16 protein-coding genes are annotated in these 16624 nt (G+C 60.3%); 6 read left to right on the top strand and 10 right to left on the bottom strand.

What is annotated here, in order from left to right; genetic code table 11:
• Window positions 1-24: 24 nt before the first annotated feature.
• From ACFX5Q_RS22755 to ACFX5Q_RS22780, 6 genes are all read right to left on the bottom strand, one after another.
• Window positions 25-552: a TadE/TadG family type IV pilus assembly protein gene (locus ACFX5Q_RS22755; RefSeq protein WP_404281586.1), complete on the bottom strand. Its 528-nt coding sequence runs from the start codon at window positions 550-552 to the stop codon at window positions 25-27.
• Window positions 533-1987 carry a TadE/TadG family type IV pilus assembly protein gene (locus ACFX5Q_RS22760; protein ID WP_404281588.1) on the bottom strand — a complete coding sequence of 485 codons (1455 nt, stop codon included), beginning with the start codon at window positions 1985-1987 and terminating at the stop codon, window positions 533-535. Before ACFX5Q_RS22760 ends, ACFX5Q_RS22755 begins: the two co-directional genes overlap by 20 nt.
• A 72-nt stretch (window positions 1988-2059) precedes the next feature.
• Window positions 2060-2341, bottom strand: a complete 282-nt coding sequence (locus ACFX5Q_RS22765; RefSeq protein WP_404281590.1) for a hypothetical protein — start codon at window positions 2339-2341, stop codon at window positions 2060-2062.
• Window positions 2328-3773 (bottom strand): type II and III secretion system protein family protein, encoded by a 1446-nt coding sequence (locus ACFX5Q_RS22770; RefSeq protein ID WP_404281592.1) that lies wholly within the window; start codon window positions 3771-3773, stop codon window positions 2328-2330. Before ACFX5Q_RS22770 ends, ACFX5Q_RS22765 begins: the two co-directional genes overlap by 14 nt.
• Before the next feature lie 55 nt (window positions 3774-3828).
• The gene (cpaB, locus tag ACFX5Q_RS22775) at window positions 3829-4866 is read right to left on the bottom strand and encodes a Flp pilus assembly protein CpaB (protein ID WP_404281594.1); all 1038 of its coding nucleotides are present in this window, start codon (window positions 4864-4866) and stop codon (window positions 3829-3831) included.
• A gap of 87 nt (window positions 4867-4953) precedes the next feature.
• Window positions 4954-5166 (bottom strand): Flp family type IVb pilin, encoded by a 213-nt coding sequence (locus tag ACFX5Q_RS22780; protein WP_404281596.1) that lies wholly within the window; start codon window positions 5164-5166, stop codon window positions 4954-4956.
• A gap of 531 nt (window positions 5167-5697) precedes the next feature.
• Between ACFX5Q_RS22780 and ACFX5Q_RS22785 the strand changes: the two genes are divergently transcribed.
• From ACFX5Q_RS22785 to ACFX5Q_RS22810, 6 genes are all read left to right on the top strand, one after another.
• Window positions 5698-7074 (top strand): CpaF family protein, encoded by a 1377-nt coding sequence (locus tag ACFX5Q_RS22785; protein WP_404281597.1) that lies wholly within the window; start codon window positions 5698-5700, stop codon window positions 7072-7074.
• A complete protein-coding gene (locus ACFX5Q_RS22790) occupies window positions 7074-8045 on the top strand; it encodes a type II secretion system F family protein (RefSeq protein ID WP_404281599.1) in 972 nt (323 codons plus the stop codon). The genes ACFX5Q_RS22785 and ACFX5Q_RS22790 overlap by 1 nt, the downstream gene beginning before the upstream one ends.
• A 78-nt stretch (window positions 8046-8123) precedes the next feature.
• A complete protein-coding gene (locus ACFX5Q_RS22795; RefSeq protein ID WP_404281601.1) occupies window positions 8124-9014 on the top strand; it encodes a type II secretion system F family protein in 891 nt (296 codons plus the stop codon).
• Between the two features lie 55 nt (window positions 9015-9069).
• A complete protein-coding gene (locus tag ACFX5Q_RS22800) occupies window positions 9070-9609 on the top strand; it encodes a tetratricopeptide repeat protein (protein ID WP_006200895.1) in 540 nt (179 codons plus the stop codon).
• Between the two features lie 9 nt (window positions 9610-9618).
• Window positions 9619-10158, top strand: coding sequence for a prepilin peptidase (locus ACFX5Q_RS22805; protein ID WP_404281604.1), 540 nt, complete (start codon window positions 9619-9621; stop codon window positions 10156-10158).
• Between the two features lie 85 nt (window positions 10159-10243).
• Window positions 10244-11278 (top strand): phosphatase PAP2 family protein, encoded by a 1035-nt coding sequence (locus ACFX5Q_RS22810; protein WP_404281606.1) that lies wholly within the window; start codon window positions 10244-10246, stop codon window positions 11276-11278.
• Window positions 11279-11303: 25 nt separating this feature from the next.
• Here the strand turns inward: ACFX5Q_RS22810 and ACFX5Q_RS22815 are convergent, their stop codons facing one another.
• From ACFX5Q_RS22815 to ACFX5Q_RS22830, 4 genes are all read right to left on the bottom strand, one after another.
• Window positions 11304-12287: a phosphatase PAP2 family protein gene (locus ACFX5Q_RS22815; RefSeq protein WP_404281608.1), complete on the bottom strand. Its 984-nt coding sequence runs from the start codon at window positions 12285-12287 to the stop codon at window positions 11304-11306.
• Window positions 12288-12529: 242 nt separating this feature from the next.
• Window positions 12530-13717, bottom strand: a complete 1188-nt coding sequence (locus ACFX5Q_RS22820; RefSeq protein ID WP_404281610.1) for an ABC transporter substrate-binding protein — start codon at window positions 13715-13717, stop codon at window positions 12530-12532.
• Between the two features lie 31 nt (window positions 13718-13748).
• The gene (locus ACFX5Q_RS22825) at window positions 13749-14117 is read right to left on the bottom strand and encodes a hypothetical protein (protein ID WP_404281621.1); all 369 of its coding nucleotides are present in this window, start codon (window positions 14115-14117) and stop codon (window positions 13749-13751) included.
• Window positions 14118-14192: 75 nt separating this feature from the next.
• Entirely contained in the window at window positions 14193-16520 is a 2328-nt protein-coding gene (locus ACFX5Q_RS22830; protein WP_404281612.1) for a DUF5801 repeats-in-toxin domain-containing protein, read from the bottom strand.
• Window positions 16521-16624: the final 104 nt, after the last annotated feature.

A 16624-nucleotide genomic window follows, 5' to 3' on the forward strand; every position in this document is an offset into this window, starting at 1 on the left:
CTGAAATCACTCAATGGTCGCATGCTAATACCCGATAAATCGCTCCTCATGTGAAGCGGTGATGGTGATTGGACCGATACCGATATAGGAGAGCAGCGCCGTAGCCCCATATGCGTAGCTGGTGGTCACGCGGATCGTGCGGACAGTCGCGCCGGTCCCTCGGTAGTCCTGCAGCCCGGTGTCGGGATCGACCCCATTTGTGGTGTCATAGGTTGATATGACGACCGGCTCGTCGGTGCCCCAGTCGGCAACTCTCAAGGTTCCGACCGTCGGTGTCCCATACTTGGCAATGTTCTGCGCCGTCGTGGTGCAATTCACAGTGGCGAAGCCGGTCGTGCAACGTGCCATGTACCGTGCTGCGTCCTGCAGGCCCACTTCTATCAGCAGCTTCCGGTGGATGATGGTGCCGAACTCGAATACACCCGCCGACAGCGCGATCATCAGCGGCGTGATCAGCGTCATCTCGACCAGGATCGCGCCGCGCTCCTCGCGGCGGAATTTCCGGGCGAGTCGGCGAAGGATTCCTGTGCGCTCAGCGGTAAAGTTGGACATTGTCCTTCGCGAAGCCGACCATGGTCCCGCGCCCTGCGTTGCCGTCGATGTCAACGATTTCGGCGAACACATCGTCGCCGGTAACTGGTTCGGTGAGGAAGAAGCTTGCGAACCCTATCGCGGTCATTGAGCCGCTCTGCCCGTTCAATTCGTCCGCGTACTGGTCGCAGTCGACAATCGCGGCATAGACTAGCCGACGATCGGGGTCGGTCGATGGAGTTGCGTGACACATTGCTTGGCCGGTTTCACCGCCGACAGAGGGAGTGTTCACCAGTCCGGGGGTGTTTAGCTCGTATTTGTAGAGGTCGTATCGAGATGGCGGGTTGGTGTTGGAGTAGGCGTTTCCGCTCGCGTCCCTAAAGTCTGCCAGTTCGCCATTGGGATAGTTGGCGGCCACGTAGCCGTCGTAGTCCCAGAAGCCATTGCCGATGCGCCCGTCAAAGAGCGGGTAAGCGGTGTCCTGCGTCAGGCCATGGAACTTCGTGAGATCGGTCGCGGGGATCATATCGCACGGGTCGGTGCCTGGTTTGTTTCCCTTGGGCTTGAAATCGAAGCCCTTCCGAATATTCGGTGCGGGAGGAACAGTCGCATCGTTCTTTCCAAAGTGAGGGCCGTACATGTCGAAGCGGGTATTGAACGCCGCCTTGGCCTTTTCGGTCAGATTGCCGGTCTGGGTGTAAATACCACGGCTGTTCACGCACTCGGGGAAATCGACATGGGCGATGTCGTCGGCAAGGTCGCCCTCACCATAGCCATGGGAAACGGCGGGTCTAAGGAAGCCCATGTTGCCAGGCCCCCACGACGTCGAGCCCATCACAAGCTTGATGCCCTTTCGGAAGAAATTCTGATTGTTGACCACATCCTGCAGGTTCTCACCGGGGAACGGGTTGCAGATGAAAAGGGGGGTCATGTCGCAGACGACGACTCCGGCAAAGCCTGCGACTGCGGTCGCTCGGATGTTGAAGGCATTATCGCCGGTATTGCCAGTCAGAAACGATGCGGGAAAGATAGCCGAGAACCCAGTCGGGTTGACCGTCACCTCGACAAACTGGGCTTCAACAGCGTCGGTGGTGACGTCCTGCACCCTGATTGCGTCAGTGTCATTTGGCGGAAGCGACCGCAGGTAGCGGCGGGTTATGCCGGCCGCGGTCAGCATCTGTATCGGCCCGGCGCTTGAGAACTTATACGTGTTGTCGACGAGATTGGCGATTGCGCGATCGGAGCGATCGATCGAATCCGGCTTGCCGTCGAGTTCCGAGGCCCCGGCGAGCGAAAAAGCGTCGGCGCCCTTTTGCAAGTCGTTGTGCAGGTTGTTGGCCCGGCTCATGTCGATCACCAGCAGCGAAAAGCCGATGATCGCCGGCAGCATGATGGCCACTAGAACGAGGGCTACACCCCTTTGATCGTGCCAGAACGCGCGAATGGTTCGCAACATGGCGTTACTCTTAGCTCCCCTGGCGCCAGAAACCCTCGTTCGCCTGGCGCGTATAAAACCGCATCCTTCTGTTCAATTCGTATTGCCGACGTTCACCGTGATGTTCGGGGCCGGCGGTGGCGGTGGCGGAATCTTGTACCTCTGGGCGACACCGGCGGCGCGCACGCCATCGTCCTCTATTCTGGTGTTCTTCGAGTTCGGATTGAGCGGGTCGACCGTCTGCAGCAGCGAGTTGAATTTCTGCGTATCGCCGGCTGCCAGCGTCACCGTGTCGTAATTGTTCAGATAGTCGGCGGCGCAGCCCGTCAGCGCGCCGGCGCACAGGATGAGGATCAGGACGCTATTTCTTGACATAGAGCATCTTGTCCTTCGATTTGAGGTCCAGCATGTGGCCATAAGGGCCGGTCACGCCTTCGCCGAGTTCATATTTGCGAACCATGTCCTTGGTCACTTCGAGCTGCCCGAGGATGAAGAACTCCGGGTCGTTGGCCGGCCGCGTCTTGTCGAACGGCGTCGCCAGCTGTTCGCCGGGCTTGACTGGCCGCACGATATGCGGCGTGACGACGACGACAAGCTCGGTTTCTTCCTTCTGGTTGCTGGAGTTGCGGAACAGCGTGCCAATGACCGGCACCTGTCCGAGCCAGGGCACCTGGTTCTGCAGCTTGGTGGTCTTGCTGGACAGAAGTCCGCCGACGGCAAAACTCTGGCCGTCGCGCAGTTCGACGGTGGTCGACAGTTTGCGATTGGTGAAGATCGGGTCGCCCGCGCTGGTGAAACCGGTCAGGTCGCTCACTTCCGGCGCCAGCTTCATATGGATCTTGCCGTCGTCCAGCACCACCGGCGTGAACAGCAGATTGACGCCGAATTGCTTGAACTCGATCTGGATATCACCATTGGTGCCGACGCTGCGGATAGGCACTTCACCGCCGGCGTTGAAGCTGGCCGTCTCGCCTGAAAGCGTGGTCAGATTGGGTTCGGCCAGCGTGCGCACCACGCCCTTGGCCTCGAGCGCCTCGATGATCAGATCGACCTTGATGTTGCTGTCGATGACGCGGGTGATCAGCGCTGCAAAGGGATTGCTGTTCGACAGCAGGCCGCTGACCAGGTCTCCCGGTCCCAGCACCACATTGTCTTCGTCGACGGCGGCGATGCCCGTCCCGGTGCGCGTCGTACCGCTTCCGTTCCTGCTCCTGATCGAAACGCCGAGGTCGCGGCCGGCATTGCGCTTGGCTTCCAGCACGCGAACTTCCAGGTTCACCTGCTGGCTGTCGTCAACGATGACGGAGTTGATGATGGCGTCGGGTCCATATTGCTGAGCCACCTCCATGATGGCTGCCAGCGTCGCGCCGTCCTTGACGTGGCCGCCAAGCCTGACCTTGCCATTGATCGAACCGATCTCGATGCGCGATTTGGGCGCCACCTGACGGATCGCCTGCGCCATGTCGCTGACGTCGACCCCGACCTCGACCTGGATAACGCCAAGCGAGCGCTTGTCCTCGGAAAAGAGATTTACTGTGGTGGTGCCGGCACTCTTGCCGATGACATAGAGCGTCTTGTCGGTCATCGGCTGGGCGTCGGCGATCTTCTCGTCGCCGACGACGATGTCGCCCAGCGTCGCGTTCACCTGGATCGTCACCGATTGCGACGTGGGTATGAAGACGCGGTGGACGGTCGGGTTCGACACGTCGATGTTGCGGTCAGTAGCGTGAGCCGCAAAGCTGAGCTGCAGAAGCGCTGCAAAACAGGCCAGAGCAGCCGCCGCGAGTGGTCCCCAGTACGCACGCATCTACGCTACCCCCCTGCCGGCTGATTCGGATTCCACCTATCCTAATATGCCGGTATTATTTCTGTCGCGGCACATCGTATGTTTCGAGCTTTATACCTCGAAAGACACCGACTGTCGCTCGAGCCGGCGGTTCCGGCTGTACATATTTGACAACTTCCTTGACGATTTCCTTCACTTGCGGCGCAGATGCCACAGCTGGGGCCGGCTTGACCTTGCTCAGATCGTCGAGTCTGCTTCCTACCCGTTCGACTGCCTGGGTCAGCCCGGCCAATTTGTCGTCGGCGCGTTTGCGCTCGGCTGCGGCCTCGGCTTCGGCTGCCGCCTGCTTGTCGAGTTCAGCCTGCCTGGCGGCGACATCGTCGGGCGTGTCGCCGGTAAGGTCGGCAAGTGTGACGCGCTCAGTGGCCTCGCCCTGGCTGGCCGCGGCCTGGCGAAGCGCCAGCGACAATTGACCAGCGCCGGCCGCCAATGTCAGCTTCTGCGCATCCTTGGTGCTGACTTCCAGCGTCACTGACTTCACCACTGTCGGGTTGTCCTTGCTCTCATCCGCCACCTGGTCGACGGCGAGCACCTTCATGCTCTGCAGCAATACATCGACGAAACTCTTGTCGGGACCATCACCGCTACGCACCGTACGGGTTAGCAGCACATCGACCCGGTCGCCAGGGAAAACGAAGCCTGCAACGCCGAGCACGTCATTGACCCTGATGGAAACGGCCTTCATGCCTTCGGTGAGCACAGCCGAAAGCGTGGCGCGCTGGCCGGGGCCGGTGATCTTCGTCGCAATTATGGGCTCATTGGCCCCGATCGCCTGCAATGCCTGCTTGGCGTCGCCGGTCAGGAGTTCCTTGGTGCTCTTGAAGGCGCCAGCCGGGACCGCGCCCGCCGGCCAGGCGATTTCATGTAATTTCTCGGCGGTCAGCGTGTCGCCGAACTTCAGCGCAACAGCCGCCACCACGACCGTGTCGCGCGGCACACCGTTTGCCTGCGCCAGCGCGTTGCGCTGGTTCGCCAGCCAGATATTGGAAAGTACCACCGCCAGGACGCCGAACACGCCGGCGAGGACGATCATGATGATTGTGTTAGCGCGCATCGACCCAAGCCCCAAATCTAGTGAATCGCCCGCCCTGGGCGAAATAGGGCCCGGGCATTGCTGCCCGGACCCTGGATGCTTCTGCTATCAGCTTCCGGTACCGCTGCCGCAACTGCCGATGCCGCTTGAGTCCAGATCAGAGCACAGCTCGGTAAACCGGCCGCCCACCCACAGGCCGATGCCGACGATGATAAGGATCGCGGCGCCGGCGATGATGCCGACCAGAATGGAATATTCGACCATAGCAGCGCCGTTATCGTCGTCGCGGAACTGCCGGGCCATCGTCATGAGCTTCTTCATGCCAATTTCTCCCTTTGGAGGTTTGAACCCGACGAGACGAGCCTAAGGATGAACCCCATACCCAAGCATCCCCCGTCGACTTGATCTAAGTCCCGACAAAAAGCAGAGTCAAATGGGATTAACAGTTCCTTAACCTTTGAATACCCTTCGAATACCTGATCGGAAGCCAGTTCAATTCTGACAAGGGATTGATTCGATTTGCTTTTCAAGTGCCCTTAACCATTCGTTCACAAATTTGCCGCACTCTTGGCGGAAGCCCCATCATATTAGGGTATGTGCATAGTCCTTTATATGTAAGGGTTTACCGAGGGTCCGCGGCGACACATTTGCACGTTGCAGGGCGAAACGTTTCGTGAGGTTGGAGATGAGGTGTGCCCCTGGATACACACCCTCGAAATAAAACGATTTTTTTGGGGTCTCGTCTTAACTATGTTGTAAGTATTCGATCCTTTCGGCCGCGCTCGGCGCTTGTGCCATGCGTGGTTAACGCTTAGTTTCCAACCTTGGGGATTCTCGGGGGGCTCGAGCGACATGTTAGGCCGCTTCATCAAGGGACCAAGTGAGCGTCAGGTAGAGCAACTGTCTCCGGCGCTATTGCAGCCGGTTGCGGCACCTGCTGCGGAGATCGCGGCAAACGGCGATGAGTTTCTGACGCTCAAGGTCGATCTGCACAGGCATCTCATCGAGCGGTTCAATCTTGCGGTTCTGGAAACGGCATCCAAGGACGAGATCCTGCACGAGATCCGGCCGATCGTGCGCGAGTTCGTTCGCGCTCGCGCCGTGCCGTTGAATGCGCGAGAACTCGACCAGCTGACCAGCGATACCGCCGACGAGATGCTCGGGTTGGGGCCGATCGAACCGCTGCTCAAGGACGATTCGATCGCCGACATTCTGATCAACACCCACAACCGCGTGTTTATCGAGCGCCGTGGCGTGATCGAGGAAACCGCGATCCGTTTCCGCGACGAAGCGCACCTGCTGCGCATCATAAACAAGATCGTCTCGGCCATCGGCCGCCGCGTCGATGAATCCGCGCCGATGGTCGATGCACGCCTTGCAGACGGTTCGCGCGTCAACATCGCGGTGCGGCCGATCTCGGTCGACGGCCCACTGGTGTCGATCCGCAAATTCTCCAAGCATCCTTATTCACTGGAGCGCCTGGTTGCATTTAACTCGATCCGCCCCCCCATGGTCGATTTGTTGCGGATCGCGGTGCAGGCGCGCAAGTCGATTCTGGTTTCGGGTGGTACCGGCAGCGGCAAGACGACCTTGCTCAACGCGCTGTCGAGCTACATTCCGGGCACTGAACGCCTGATCACCATTGAGGACGCGGCGGAACTGCAACTACAGCAGCCGCATGTGGGCCGTCTCGAGACGCGCCCGCCCAATGTCGAGGGCAAGGGCGAGGTTCGCCAGCGCGAACTGCTGAAGAATGCACTGCGCATGCGGCCCGACCGCATCATCGTCGGCGAGGTTCGCGGCGAGGAGGCCTTCGACATGCTGCAGGCCATGAATACCGGCCATGAGGGCTCGATGACCACCATCCATGCCAACACGCCGCGCGACGCCATATCCCGGCTGGAGCAGATGGTCGGCATGGCGGGCATGCCGATGACCCACGAATCCATCCGGGCGCAGATTGCGTCGGCCATCGACATCATCGTGCAGACGCAGCGCCTTTCCGATGGCGGCAGGCGGGTCGTTTCCATATCGGAATTGACCGGCATGGAAGGCAACGTCGTCCAGCTTCAGGAAATCTACCATTTCGTTCGCCGCGATGTGACCGCGGAAGGCAAGATCATCGGCGATTTTCGCGCTACCGGCGTACGTCCCCGTTTTGCCCAGGAAGTCGCGATGCTAGGGCATCAGTTTGCCAAGGATGCCTTCAATCCGCAGGTTCCTCTCTGATGCCGACCGGCCAGACCCTACTTTACTTCATCTACGTGCTCGCCGCTGCGTCGGTGATCCTCGCCGCCGAGTCATTCTATGTATCTTACGCATCGCGGCGCGTCCGAGCCGGCGTCGTAAACCGGCGTCTTCAGCGTCTGGCGGAAGAAGCGCCGGCCGAAAAGACGCTGCAAGGCCTGCTGCGCGAACGCGGGTTGACGGACTCAGGCGATTTTATCTTCGGCATGGTCGCCCTGAACCGGCTCTACACGCAGTCGGGCATCACCGGCAATCCGCTGGCTTTCGCCGTAATGTTCCTCTTGGCAGGACTGGTGCTGGCGCTGGTCTTGCCATTGATTCTCGGGTTTTCGTCGGTAATAGGCCTCCTCGTCTTTTTGCTTGTGGGATTTGCTCTGCCGCTTCTGCTGCTTCGGCGCGCACGCAACAACCGTATCGTGAAATTCGCGGGCCAGCTTCCCGACGCATTGGACATGATCGTCCGTTCGCTGCGGGCCGGGCATCCGACCACCGTGGCGATCGCACTCGTGGCCCGCGAAATGCCTGACCCGCTCGGCACCGAATTCGGCATCGTTTCCGACGAGATCACATTCGGCCTCAGCCTGGAGCAGGCGGTCCGAAAACTTTCGCAGCGGGTTGGGTTCGAGGGACTTCATCTGCTGTCGGTATCGCTGTCCATTCAAGCCAAGACCGGCGGCAACCTCACGGAAATCCTGGCCAATCTCTCATCCGTGCTGCGCGAGCGGCAGAAACTGCGCCTGAAGATCCGGGCATTGTCGGCGGAGGGCAGGATGTCGGCATGGATCATCTCGCTGTTTCCGCTCGTCATGCTCGGCCTGCTGATGGTCATCGCGCCGAGCTACTACGGGGCTGTGTGGAACAGTCCACTCCTCATGCCGGCGTTCCTGATCTTCGGACTCTGGGCGTTGCTTGGTGACTTTATCATGTACCGAATGGTCAATTTCGATTTCTGACGGGAGCGAGCCATAAACCTGTTTTCGGATACCCAGGATCTGGGATTTCTGGTTTCCATCGCAGTCTTCCTGGCAGCGATGGCGCTGTTCCTGTTCGGCGCGCTGATTTTCCGGCCTGCCTTGCAGACCCGGAAATTGGTGACTGAAAGCTTGAAGTCCGAAGGCATTGCCAGCCGTCGGTCGTTGGTCGGCCAGGAGCAGCTCGCCAAGATTGCAGCGCAACGACCGGTCGATGCCTACTTCCGATCGGTCGAAAAAGAGCGAGGCGAGCCTAACGCCCTTGAAGCAAAGCTCTTTCGTGCCGGATTCTACCAGGCCAGCGCTCCGCTATTTTATACACTGGCCCGGATCGGCTCTGTCGCCGTCGGCTTTCTGGGAGTGTACACCGGCTTGCTTGCGGTGGTCCCGCCGCAAATTCCGGGGGTTCTGATATTCGCGGCCGCCGCTCTGTTTGGCCTCGCCTGTCTGGTTATTCCGAGCGTCGCGCTGGATCGCTTCGAGAATGCAAAGAAGGAGACCTATCGGCGGGGTTTTCCCGACTTCATGGACATGATGATCACCTGTGCCGATGCCGGCATGAGCCTGGAGGCCGCCGTGGAGCGGGTGAGCCAGGAATTGGCCGGCACGCACAAATGGCTGGGGATACAGCTTGCGATAATGGTTTTGCAGTTGCGCGCCGGCAAGCCGTTGCGCGAGGGTCTCCGGGATCTTTCCGACCGCCTTGGCCTCGACGAGGCGCGGGCGCTTTCGATATTGTTCCGCCAATCGGAGGAACTCGGCACCAGCCTGACGGATGCTCTGCGAGTCTATAGCGATGAGATGCGCAGCAGTCGAATCCTTAGGGCAGAGGAACGCGGCAATGCGCTTCCGGTCAAGATGATGATCCCGCTGGGGATCTGCGTCTTTCCGGTGGTTCTGATGATTGTCCTGTTGCCGATCATCATCCGCATGAAGGGTATTTTCTTCTAGTTATGCACACGCTTTGATTCTAATGTGGCGTCGGGGAATCCCTAGGGGAAACTATATGAGATGGCAAAATGCGGCCGCAGCCGGCCTGTTGATCCTTGCGATTGCCGGCTGCCAGACGGACGCCACCGACGGTGTTGTTCGCACCAACGAACCCTCCAAGGGCGACGTCACTGCATTTGGCGATGCGTTCGACGGGCTGAAGACGGTCAGCGATGTCGAATACTATGCCTCCGACCTGGCCGTCGCCGAAGCCAAGAACCAGTTCCGCGCGGAAAACTACGGCAATGCCGGCGCCCTGTTCTACAAGGCGACGCAACTGGCGCCCAATGACGGTGTTGCCTGGCTGGGTCTCGCCGCCTGCAGCGACCGCATCCATCGCTTCGACCTTGCCGACCGGGCCTATGGCCGGGCGTTCAAGCTGATTGGCGGGACACCCGAATATTACAACAATGTCGGCTATTCCTATCTGCTGCGCGGCAAGCTGCAGGATGCGCGCACCAACTTCCTCAAGGCCTACGAGCTGGCGCCCAAAGATCCGACCGTGGCCAACAATCTGAAGCTCCTGGCCTCCAGCGTGCAGAACGTCGAGCGGTAGAGCGCCTCCATGTTGCTTGCCGCATCGCTGCTGCTGAAAGCGCTTGCCATCCCTCTGCTTGCGAGGGTCGCCTGGGTCGACTTCACCACCCAGAAGATATCCAACAGCAACGTGCTGCTACTGCTTTGCCTGGGTCTGGGCTCGCTGCTGTTGTTGGCCGTTCCGTCCGGATCCTGGTGGGACATGGGGCTGAGCGCGCTTGCCGGCCTGCTGCTGTTTGTCGTGCTCTTCCCGTTCTGGGTCATGCGCAAGGTCGGCGCCGGCGATGTCAAGCTGATGGCGGTCATGCCGTTCCTGGTCGGCGGCACCGGTCTCGTCGTGTTTTCCGCCTTGCTGCTGGTGTTCGCACTGGTTTCGGTGCTTCTCGTGAAAAATCCATTTGTGCTGCCGGCTGGGGCCTTTCGTCTCTATGTGCAGCACATGGATCAGAAAGGTGTCATACCATTCGGCGTACCAATATCGGCAGCCGCGATCGGCGCTATTGCCTTCCAGTTCTATGTGAGTTTGGTTTTGGCCGGCAGCTCCGGAATCTTGCAGCAGCTTAACTAGCAGTCCGCGGCCAGTTCAGCTTCTTTTCGCTTTGGAAGACTGCATCATTGCCATGGGTGGGTGGCTTGGATTTCGGGGCAGTTTGATGGTCTGGCGCGCCAATTGGCCATTTTTCGTGGCGGTCGTCGTTTACGCTTTCGCGGTGCTCGCGGCCTCTGCGTATTGGCACATTTCGATAGACTTCCAGATCTACAGCGATGCATTCCTGCTGTTTGGATCCGGCGTCACCATTATCCTCTTTGCGGTCATTTCGACACGTGTGATGCTCGAGCGGCCACAGCGGTTGTTTCCGGCGCTGCGCGATCGCCTGCTGGTCAATAAGCTGCCCGAGCGGCTCATCGTGGGCCTTCCCGTCGCGCTGATCCTGCCCGTCTTTTTTTCACTGTTCACCAGTATGAAGGCTGGCATCAGCCGCATTGTGCCGTTCTACGCCGACACGGCCATGATGAACGTCGACAGAGCGCTCCATGGCGGCCATGATGCATGGCAGATATTGCATCCTCTGCTAGGCGCGGGGCTGCTGACCTTCGCCTTGAATTTTCTCTACAATCTTTGGTTCATAGTGATGCTTGTCGTGCTGTTTTGCGTCACTTTCTCGACTGGCAATCAACGCCTTCGTTCGCAATATCTTGTCGCGTTTGTTCTCACATGGGCCCTCCTGGGCAATCTTGCCGCAACGCTGTTTGCTTCGGTGGGACCAGCCTTCCTCATGCCCTTTTATGGCGACGAGACGTTCGTCCCGCTGATGAATTATCTGCAGGCGACAGATTCAACCTTTCCGGTATGGGCACTCGATGCCCAAGGCATGCTTCTTGCCAATGCCGGCCTGGATGGTCCGCGTCTGGGAAGCGGCATATCGGCCTTTCCTTCGCTGCATGTTGCCGTCGTTACGCTGAACGCCATCTATCTCTGGCGTTTTGGCGGCGTGATGCGCTGGGCCGGCGTGGCGTTTCTGGTCGCAATTCAGCTGGGTGCTGTGCACCTTGCCTGGCACTATGCGATCGACGGATACGCTTCCATGCTGGCGACGCCAATCATCTGGGCTCTTGCGGGACGACTGTCGAGTGCTCGGCCTGTCTTTTGGACACGCATGAAAGATCACGGGGTCGATCTTGGGTGAGCGCGCGTCCCCGCGCTCCATTTGACTAGCTCTGTCCTACCCAGCGCCCGCTATATCGCCAGATCATCACAGTTGCGACGATCGCCAGATAGCCGTCGGTGGCGTAGTGCCATCCGAAGTAGATCGAGCCGAACATGATAAGGCCTGCATAGATCCAGGCGATCAAGCCGGCCCATCGGTTGAGGCTCCAGAGGAAAAGCGCGTTCAGGACAGCGATGGCAACGTGGAAACTCGGCATTGCCGAAATTCCAGTACCGATCGACGCTTTATGGGTCGTGTAGGACGAATAAAGATAGTCGGCGATCACGAGGATGTCGGGGCCGGCATTGCTCGCCTTTAGCGATGCCATGAGGTCTTCGAACATGTCAGACTCAAACATCCGGTCGTAGAAGATCGGTCCAGCCGAGGACGCGGCCAACCTCACGATCACGCCCAGAACAATCACCACGACAGTGAGCGACAGGAAGTAGCGCTGGCGCTTCGAAGCATCGTCAAGCCAGGCTGCGACGACGACGATGCCGGCAAGCAGAACGAACCACAGATGCGCATAAAGGATATAGAGCGCCCGATCGGCAAAGGCCGGAATTGGCAGAGCGCGCGCCCATTGCCAAGGATCGCCGAAATGCAAGGCCACGTCGATGCTCGCCAGGATCTGGTCGGCGAAGAACGGCACCATCTGCGAGAATTCGTGCTTGAAGGCGGTGAATGCAGCCAGACAAAGAATGAAGAGTCCGAGCGTGCACGTCGCTCCGATGCCTCGTGACTTCAGCTTGTCCCGCAACCAGCTGAGCGGGGAGCGCGGCCGGTTGATGATGGCGGCAATGGCAAGCCCGAGCAGTATCAGGAAGGGCAGCATGAGGTAGAGAAGTCTCAGCCTGTAGGTGCCCAGCGCAGCAAAATAGGTCTCGGGATAGAGGTAGGCCGCGAGCCCGGCATAGCATAGGCAGAAGACTGCGAGCTTTGCAGAAGCAGAGAAGCGCTGTCGTTCTAGGGCTAGGTCAGGCGCCATTTCCATTGCCGCACCGGCTTCTTCTTGACGATGGGGAGAGGCGGTGGTTCGCCGGAGACCGTCGGCCTCGGAGGCTCAAGCACCAGGCGTTCGATGAGCGCAACAGCACCTGCGCTGAGCGCGCCAGCAAGCGCCACAATGAAAAGCCGCCTGAGAAAGTCCAAATCAGACCCCGCTCCCACCCGGAGAATGCGACCGGCTGAACCAAAACGCAACCAACTTCCTTCACCTGGCCGGAGCCCTCAAAACCCCGACGTCGACTTCTCGACCAGCTTCAGCGCGCCCTTTTCAACCCGGTAGAACGGCATCGAGCGCTGGCTGGATCCGTCTGCCCGGAACCGGAACAGGCCTGTCGACCCGCGGAACCCGCTCGGGTTTTCCAGCACCTGCTTGCTGAAGCCGTCGGGGCCGACGGCGCTGGCGATGCCCGCGGTCAGCGCGACCATGTCATAGGCGTAGGCGACGTTGACGTCGGGCTGGTAGTTGTACGTCGTCTTGAAGCGGTCGGCGATCGCCCCGGTCTCGCCCTGGTCGAGGGTCGCGATATAGGCGCCTTCGAACAGCGGATCCATCGGGTGCTCCAGCCAGCGGTCGGTCCCGATGAGCGATGTCGTCTTGCTTGGAATGCCTTTCGATTTCAGCGCGGCAAGCAACGGCGCCGGGCTGGCGTCTCCGCTGGCGACGATGACGGCGTCCGGGGCTTCCACCAGCGAGCCCATGTCGGCAATCGCCTTGGCGCCGCCGTCGGCCAGCGAATAGGGCAGGGTGACGGCGAGCGAGGCGCCATAGATGCTGAGGCCGTTGGCGACCCGCTTTTCCACGGCCCCGGCATTGGCGCCCGCGGCGACCAGCAGCACGAATTTCTTGGCGCCCTTGGTGGCGACAGCCGCGGCACCCGCCGCCGCGCTGTCTGCTTCGCTGAGCCGCACCGCGTAGACGCCGGGGCCGCCGGCGAAATTGTCGGCCAGCGCCAGCACCGGCGGCCGGTTCGAGCCCGACAGCTTGGCGATATTCTGTGCGGCCGGCAGTTCGCTCGGGCCGATGACGACCTTCGATCCTGTCGTGATCGCCTTGACCGCCAGGTCCTTGGCGTAGCCCGCGTCGCCGCGCGTGTCCTCGACGGTCAGCGTGATGAGGTTGTTGCCGAGGTCGGTCATCGCCAGCCTGGCGGCGTCGAACATCTTGCGGCCGTCCTGTCCCGCGGTCCCCGGGGCCGACAGCGGCAGAAGCATGGTGATCTTCGTCGAGCCCGTGCCGAGCGACTGCGTCGCCTGCGGCGGGCCGGCCGCAGCTATGCCCGCCGACGCATTGGGCGCGGCGATCTGGGCCGGGTCGAGCACTTCGGTCACGCTGCCTTTCGACTGGCAGCCAGACAAGGTCGCCGCGAGCGCCAGCGCGATCGCCCCAAACAGCTTTTTCTTGGCTCTCATCGACTGCCGGCCGGTGTCCTGGCCTTTCCGGTCAGTTCATGTATTCGACCATGCGATCGTGGAAGCACTCGCATTTGTTGAGATAGTCTTCGTCGCGATAGTTCGTCTTCAGATAGCCATAGGCCTTGCCGCAGGCGACCTTGGCCTCCGATGCCCAGACGAAGGCCGGGCGGGCCGAATGGATCCACTCCGAGCTGTTGGCGACGGCGACCGATTCGTCCATCAGCTTGACCACCTCGGCCTTGAGATCGACGATGTTTTCGGTCAGCACCAGATTGGAGGTGCCCACGACACGGCAATAGTCGCCCGTCGGTCCGTCGATGATGTCGGCGGCAAAGCCCGTCGATCCGGCCAGCAACAGCGCGGCGGTGGAAACCAGTAGTCTTGCAGAACGCTTCATCATGAATGCCCCTCGATATCCCCAATATATGACATGCTAATACATAGCACGTTCCAGCGGCTTAGCGCCACGCCGCTACACCAGATTTGCTGTGGTCGTATGCGTGGTTGTCCCGTCGTCGTAGAGCAACGTGATAGTGTTGGCCGCGGGATGGTTCACGAGTTGCGCCACTTCGACAAAATTGGCCGGATTTCCCGACCCGCTCGTGTCGACACTGAGGGCGCCGTTCCCCGCATCGTAGTTCACGAAGTTGCCGATGTTGGCGCCGCCAGGAGCCGTGTCGAACAGCGCGGTCAGGTCGATCTTGTCGCCCTCACCGCCATTGTAGTCGACAATGAGGTCCTTGATGTCCAGGCCGTCGAGCTTGAACGTGTCGGCTCCCGTGCCGCCGGTCATGGTGTCCTGGCCGAGACCTCCGATGAGAAAGTCGTTGCCGTCGCCGCCGTTCAGAGTATCGGCTCCGGCAAACCCTTGCAGGATATCGTTGCCGCCATTGCCGGTCAGCGTGTCGCCATTGGCTGTGCCCTGCATGGTCTCGGCATCCGCCGTGCCGGTATAGGTAACACCGTTGACAACGTGAACGTCCAGTTGCTGTGCCGGTGACGTATCGCCGTCCGCGTCTTTCACGGTGACGTTGAAGGTCAGATCGGCATTCTGGGCTGTCGTCGTGGTGCTGACCAGGCCGATATCGGAGATCTTGAACCCAAGATCATTGGTATCGGAGCTCAGGTTTTGGGTTGTGGTGCTCGCCCCGCCGGCACCGATGGCGCCGTTGAGATTGATGGCCGTGCCGGTGATGCCTTCATCGGTCGGTGTGACTTGTGCGCCCACCAGCACGTAGTGCTGACCGGCAGCGTTGTAATCGTTCGATTCGATGATCAGCAGGCCGTCATTGTTGTCGAGCGTTACGCTGGAGTAAATGCCCGGACCAGGGCCCGCGCCTCTGAAGATGTCGCCGTTCTCGACATACATTGCCTTGGTTGTATAGGTGCCGGCAACCGTGTCGTAGAGTTTCAGGATGACGATGAAGTCTTCGGAGTTCCCGATGCCATCGAATTTCAGGAACATCGAACCGACCTGGGCATCGGGCGCCAGGCCCGTAAATCCAGTGGGGTTCGTGGTGAAGAAGTCCATGTCAATGACTTCTCCCTTGCCCATCGTATCGCCGGCAACGCCATTAGCTATTCCGGAGATGGACACGAATGCCGAACTCTGGGTGAGCAGTTCTCCGTTCACATAGGTAAGCGTACTGCCGTCAATCGAACCCGATTGCAGGTTGTTGGCATCAGTGCCGGCACCCTGTTCCGCATAGCCGGTGAACTGGATGAACAGGTTTGTATTGACCTGGGCCACCGCCACATCCGGCTGGGTGTTGTCAACCGTCGAGGATCCCGGCTGATAGCCGACGATGGAAGACGAATTGCTCACTGTGCTGATCGTTACCGCGGAGATCGGGTCGGCCAAGTCCACGGTGTAAGTTCCCGCCACCTTGTCGAAAGTGATGGTGCCCGTTTCCTGGGTGGCCACTCCACCCGTGAGATAGCTGAAGCTGAGGTTGAAGACAGCCACTGTTGACGTCTCGGACGCCCAGGTTACGGTCGGCGACGTGATCGCGTTTCCTGCCACGGTGCCGGCCAATGTGATGGCGGCAAAGTCAGAATTCAGGCTGCTGTACGTCGTGCGTCCGTCAGCACCGATGGAGTAGTCGAACACACCGGTGCCGCTGACGGTCCCGCTGTTGGCGAAATAGAGATCCGTCCTGTCGAGAACCGTCGGGCCATCGTCGTCGAAGGTGATCTGGTTCGACACATCGGCTGTGTTGCTGGTCGCCATGTCGTTGTCGCCGTCCTTCACCGTAACCGTCACGCCGAGGCTGCCGCTGGCAAGCGCCAGCGTCTCGTCGTAACTGTTGAAGCCGTTGCCGGCCGTCGCTTCGGCCGGATGATCCAGCGACAGATACTGCTCGACCGTCACCGCGCCTGTTGCCGCATTGATCGAGATCGCAAACGCCGCCTGGCCATTGAACGTGCCGCCGGACACAACGCCGACAACCACGCCGTTGACCAGTTGCAGGTTGATCGCCGAGCCGTCCGTCAGCGTTAGGCCGGAGCTGGCGTTCATCACCGTCAATGCGTAGACCGTGCTCGCCGAAGCTGCAGGACCATCCGCGCCGAACAGCGCGCTCACAGTCACCAGCGCTCCTACGCTGGTCGCTGTCGAGATATAGCCCGAACCCGACACATCGGGATCGTCGCCCTTCACGATTGCGCCCGTGTTGATCGTGGCAACGCCGCTCGAGGTCGCTGTCTCGTCGAGCACGGCCTTCACCGCCGAAGCCGCTGTCACCGACACTGACGGAATGTGGTCGTCGAAGCCGATATTGCCGCCGAGATCGGCACTCACGGTGCTGGTCGCCGTGTCGTGGTCGCCGTCCGTCACCGTCGCTGTCGCCGACAGCGTCACCTTGCCGGCGGCAAGGTCGATATGGGCGTTGTCGTTGGTCGCAT

The sequence above is a fragment of the Mesorhizobium sp. IMUNJ 23033 genome, assembly GCF_044778005.1.
In the GTDB taxonomy this organism is placed as follows: Bacteria; Pseudomonadota; Alphaproteobacteria; order Rhizobiales; family Rhizobiaceae; genus Mesorhizobium; species Mesorhizobium amorphae_A.

Bases quoted from the DNA above. Each gene is read 5' to 3' on its own strand.
- ACFX5Q_RS22755 (WP_404281586.1), bottom strand. From the start codon at position 552: ATGTCCAACTTTACCGCTGAGCGCACAGGAATCCTTCGCCGACTCGCC.
- ACFX5Q_RS22760 (WP_404281588.1), bottom strand. From the start codon at position 1,987: ATGTTGCGAACCATTCGCGCGTTCTGGCACGATCAAAGGGGTGTAGCC.
- ACFX5Q_RS22765 (WP_404281590.1), bottom strand. From the start codon at position 2,341: ATGTCAAGAAATAGCGTCCTGATCCTCATCCTGTGCGCCGGCGCGCTG.
- ACFX5Q_RS22770 (WP_404281592.1), bottom strand. From the start codon at position 3,773: ATGCGTGCGTACTGGGGACCACTCGCGGCGGCTGCTCTGGCCTGTTTT.
- cpaB (WP_404281594.1), bottom strand. From the start codon at position 4,866: ATGCGCGCTAACACAATCATCATGATCGTCCTCGCCGGCGTGTTCGGC.
- ACFX5Q_RS22780 (WP_404281596.1), bottom strand. From the start codon at position 5,166: ATGAAGAAGCTCATGACGATGGCCCGGCAGTTCCGCGACGACGATAAC.
- ACFX5Q_RS22785 (WP_404281597.1), top strand. From the start codon at position 5,698: ATGTTAGGCCGCTTCATCAAGGGACCAAGTGAGCGTCAGGTAGAGCAA.
- ACFX5Q_RS22790 (WP_404281599.1), top strand. From the start codon at position 7,074: ATGCCGACCGGCCAGACCCTACTTTACTTCATCTACGTGCTCGCCGCT.
- ACFX5Q_RS22795 (WP_404281601.1), top strand. From the start codon at position 8,124: ATGGCGCTGTTCCTGTTCGGCGCGCTGATTTTCCGGCCTGCCTTGCAG.
- ACFX5Q_RS22800 (WP_006200895.1), top strand. From the start codon at position 9,070: ATGAGATGGCAAAATGCGGCCGCAGCCGGCCTGTTGATCCTTGCGATT.
- ACFX5Q_RS22805 (WP_404281604.1), top strand. From the start codon at position 9,619: ATGTTGCTTGCCGCATCGCTGCTGCTGAAAGCGCTTGCCATCCCTCTG.
- ACFX5Q_RS22810 (WP_404281606.1), top strand. From the start codon at position 10,244: ATGGTCTGGCGCGCCAATTGGCCATTTTTCGTGGCGGTCGTCGTTTAC.
- ACFX5Q_RS22815 (WP_404281608.1), bottom strand. From the start codon at position 12,287: ATGGCGCCTGACCTAGCCCTAGAACGACAGCGCTTCTCTGCTTCTGCA.
- ACFX5Q_RS22820 (WP_404281610.1), bottom strand. From the start codon at position 13,717: ATGAGAGCCAAGAAAAAGCTGTTTGGGGCGATCGCGCTGGCGCTCGCG.
- ACFX5Q_RS22825 (WP_404281621.1), bottom strand. From the start codon at position 14,117: ATGAAGCGTTCTGCAAGACTACTGGTTTCCACCGCCGCGCTGTTGCTG.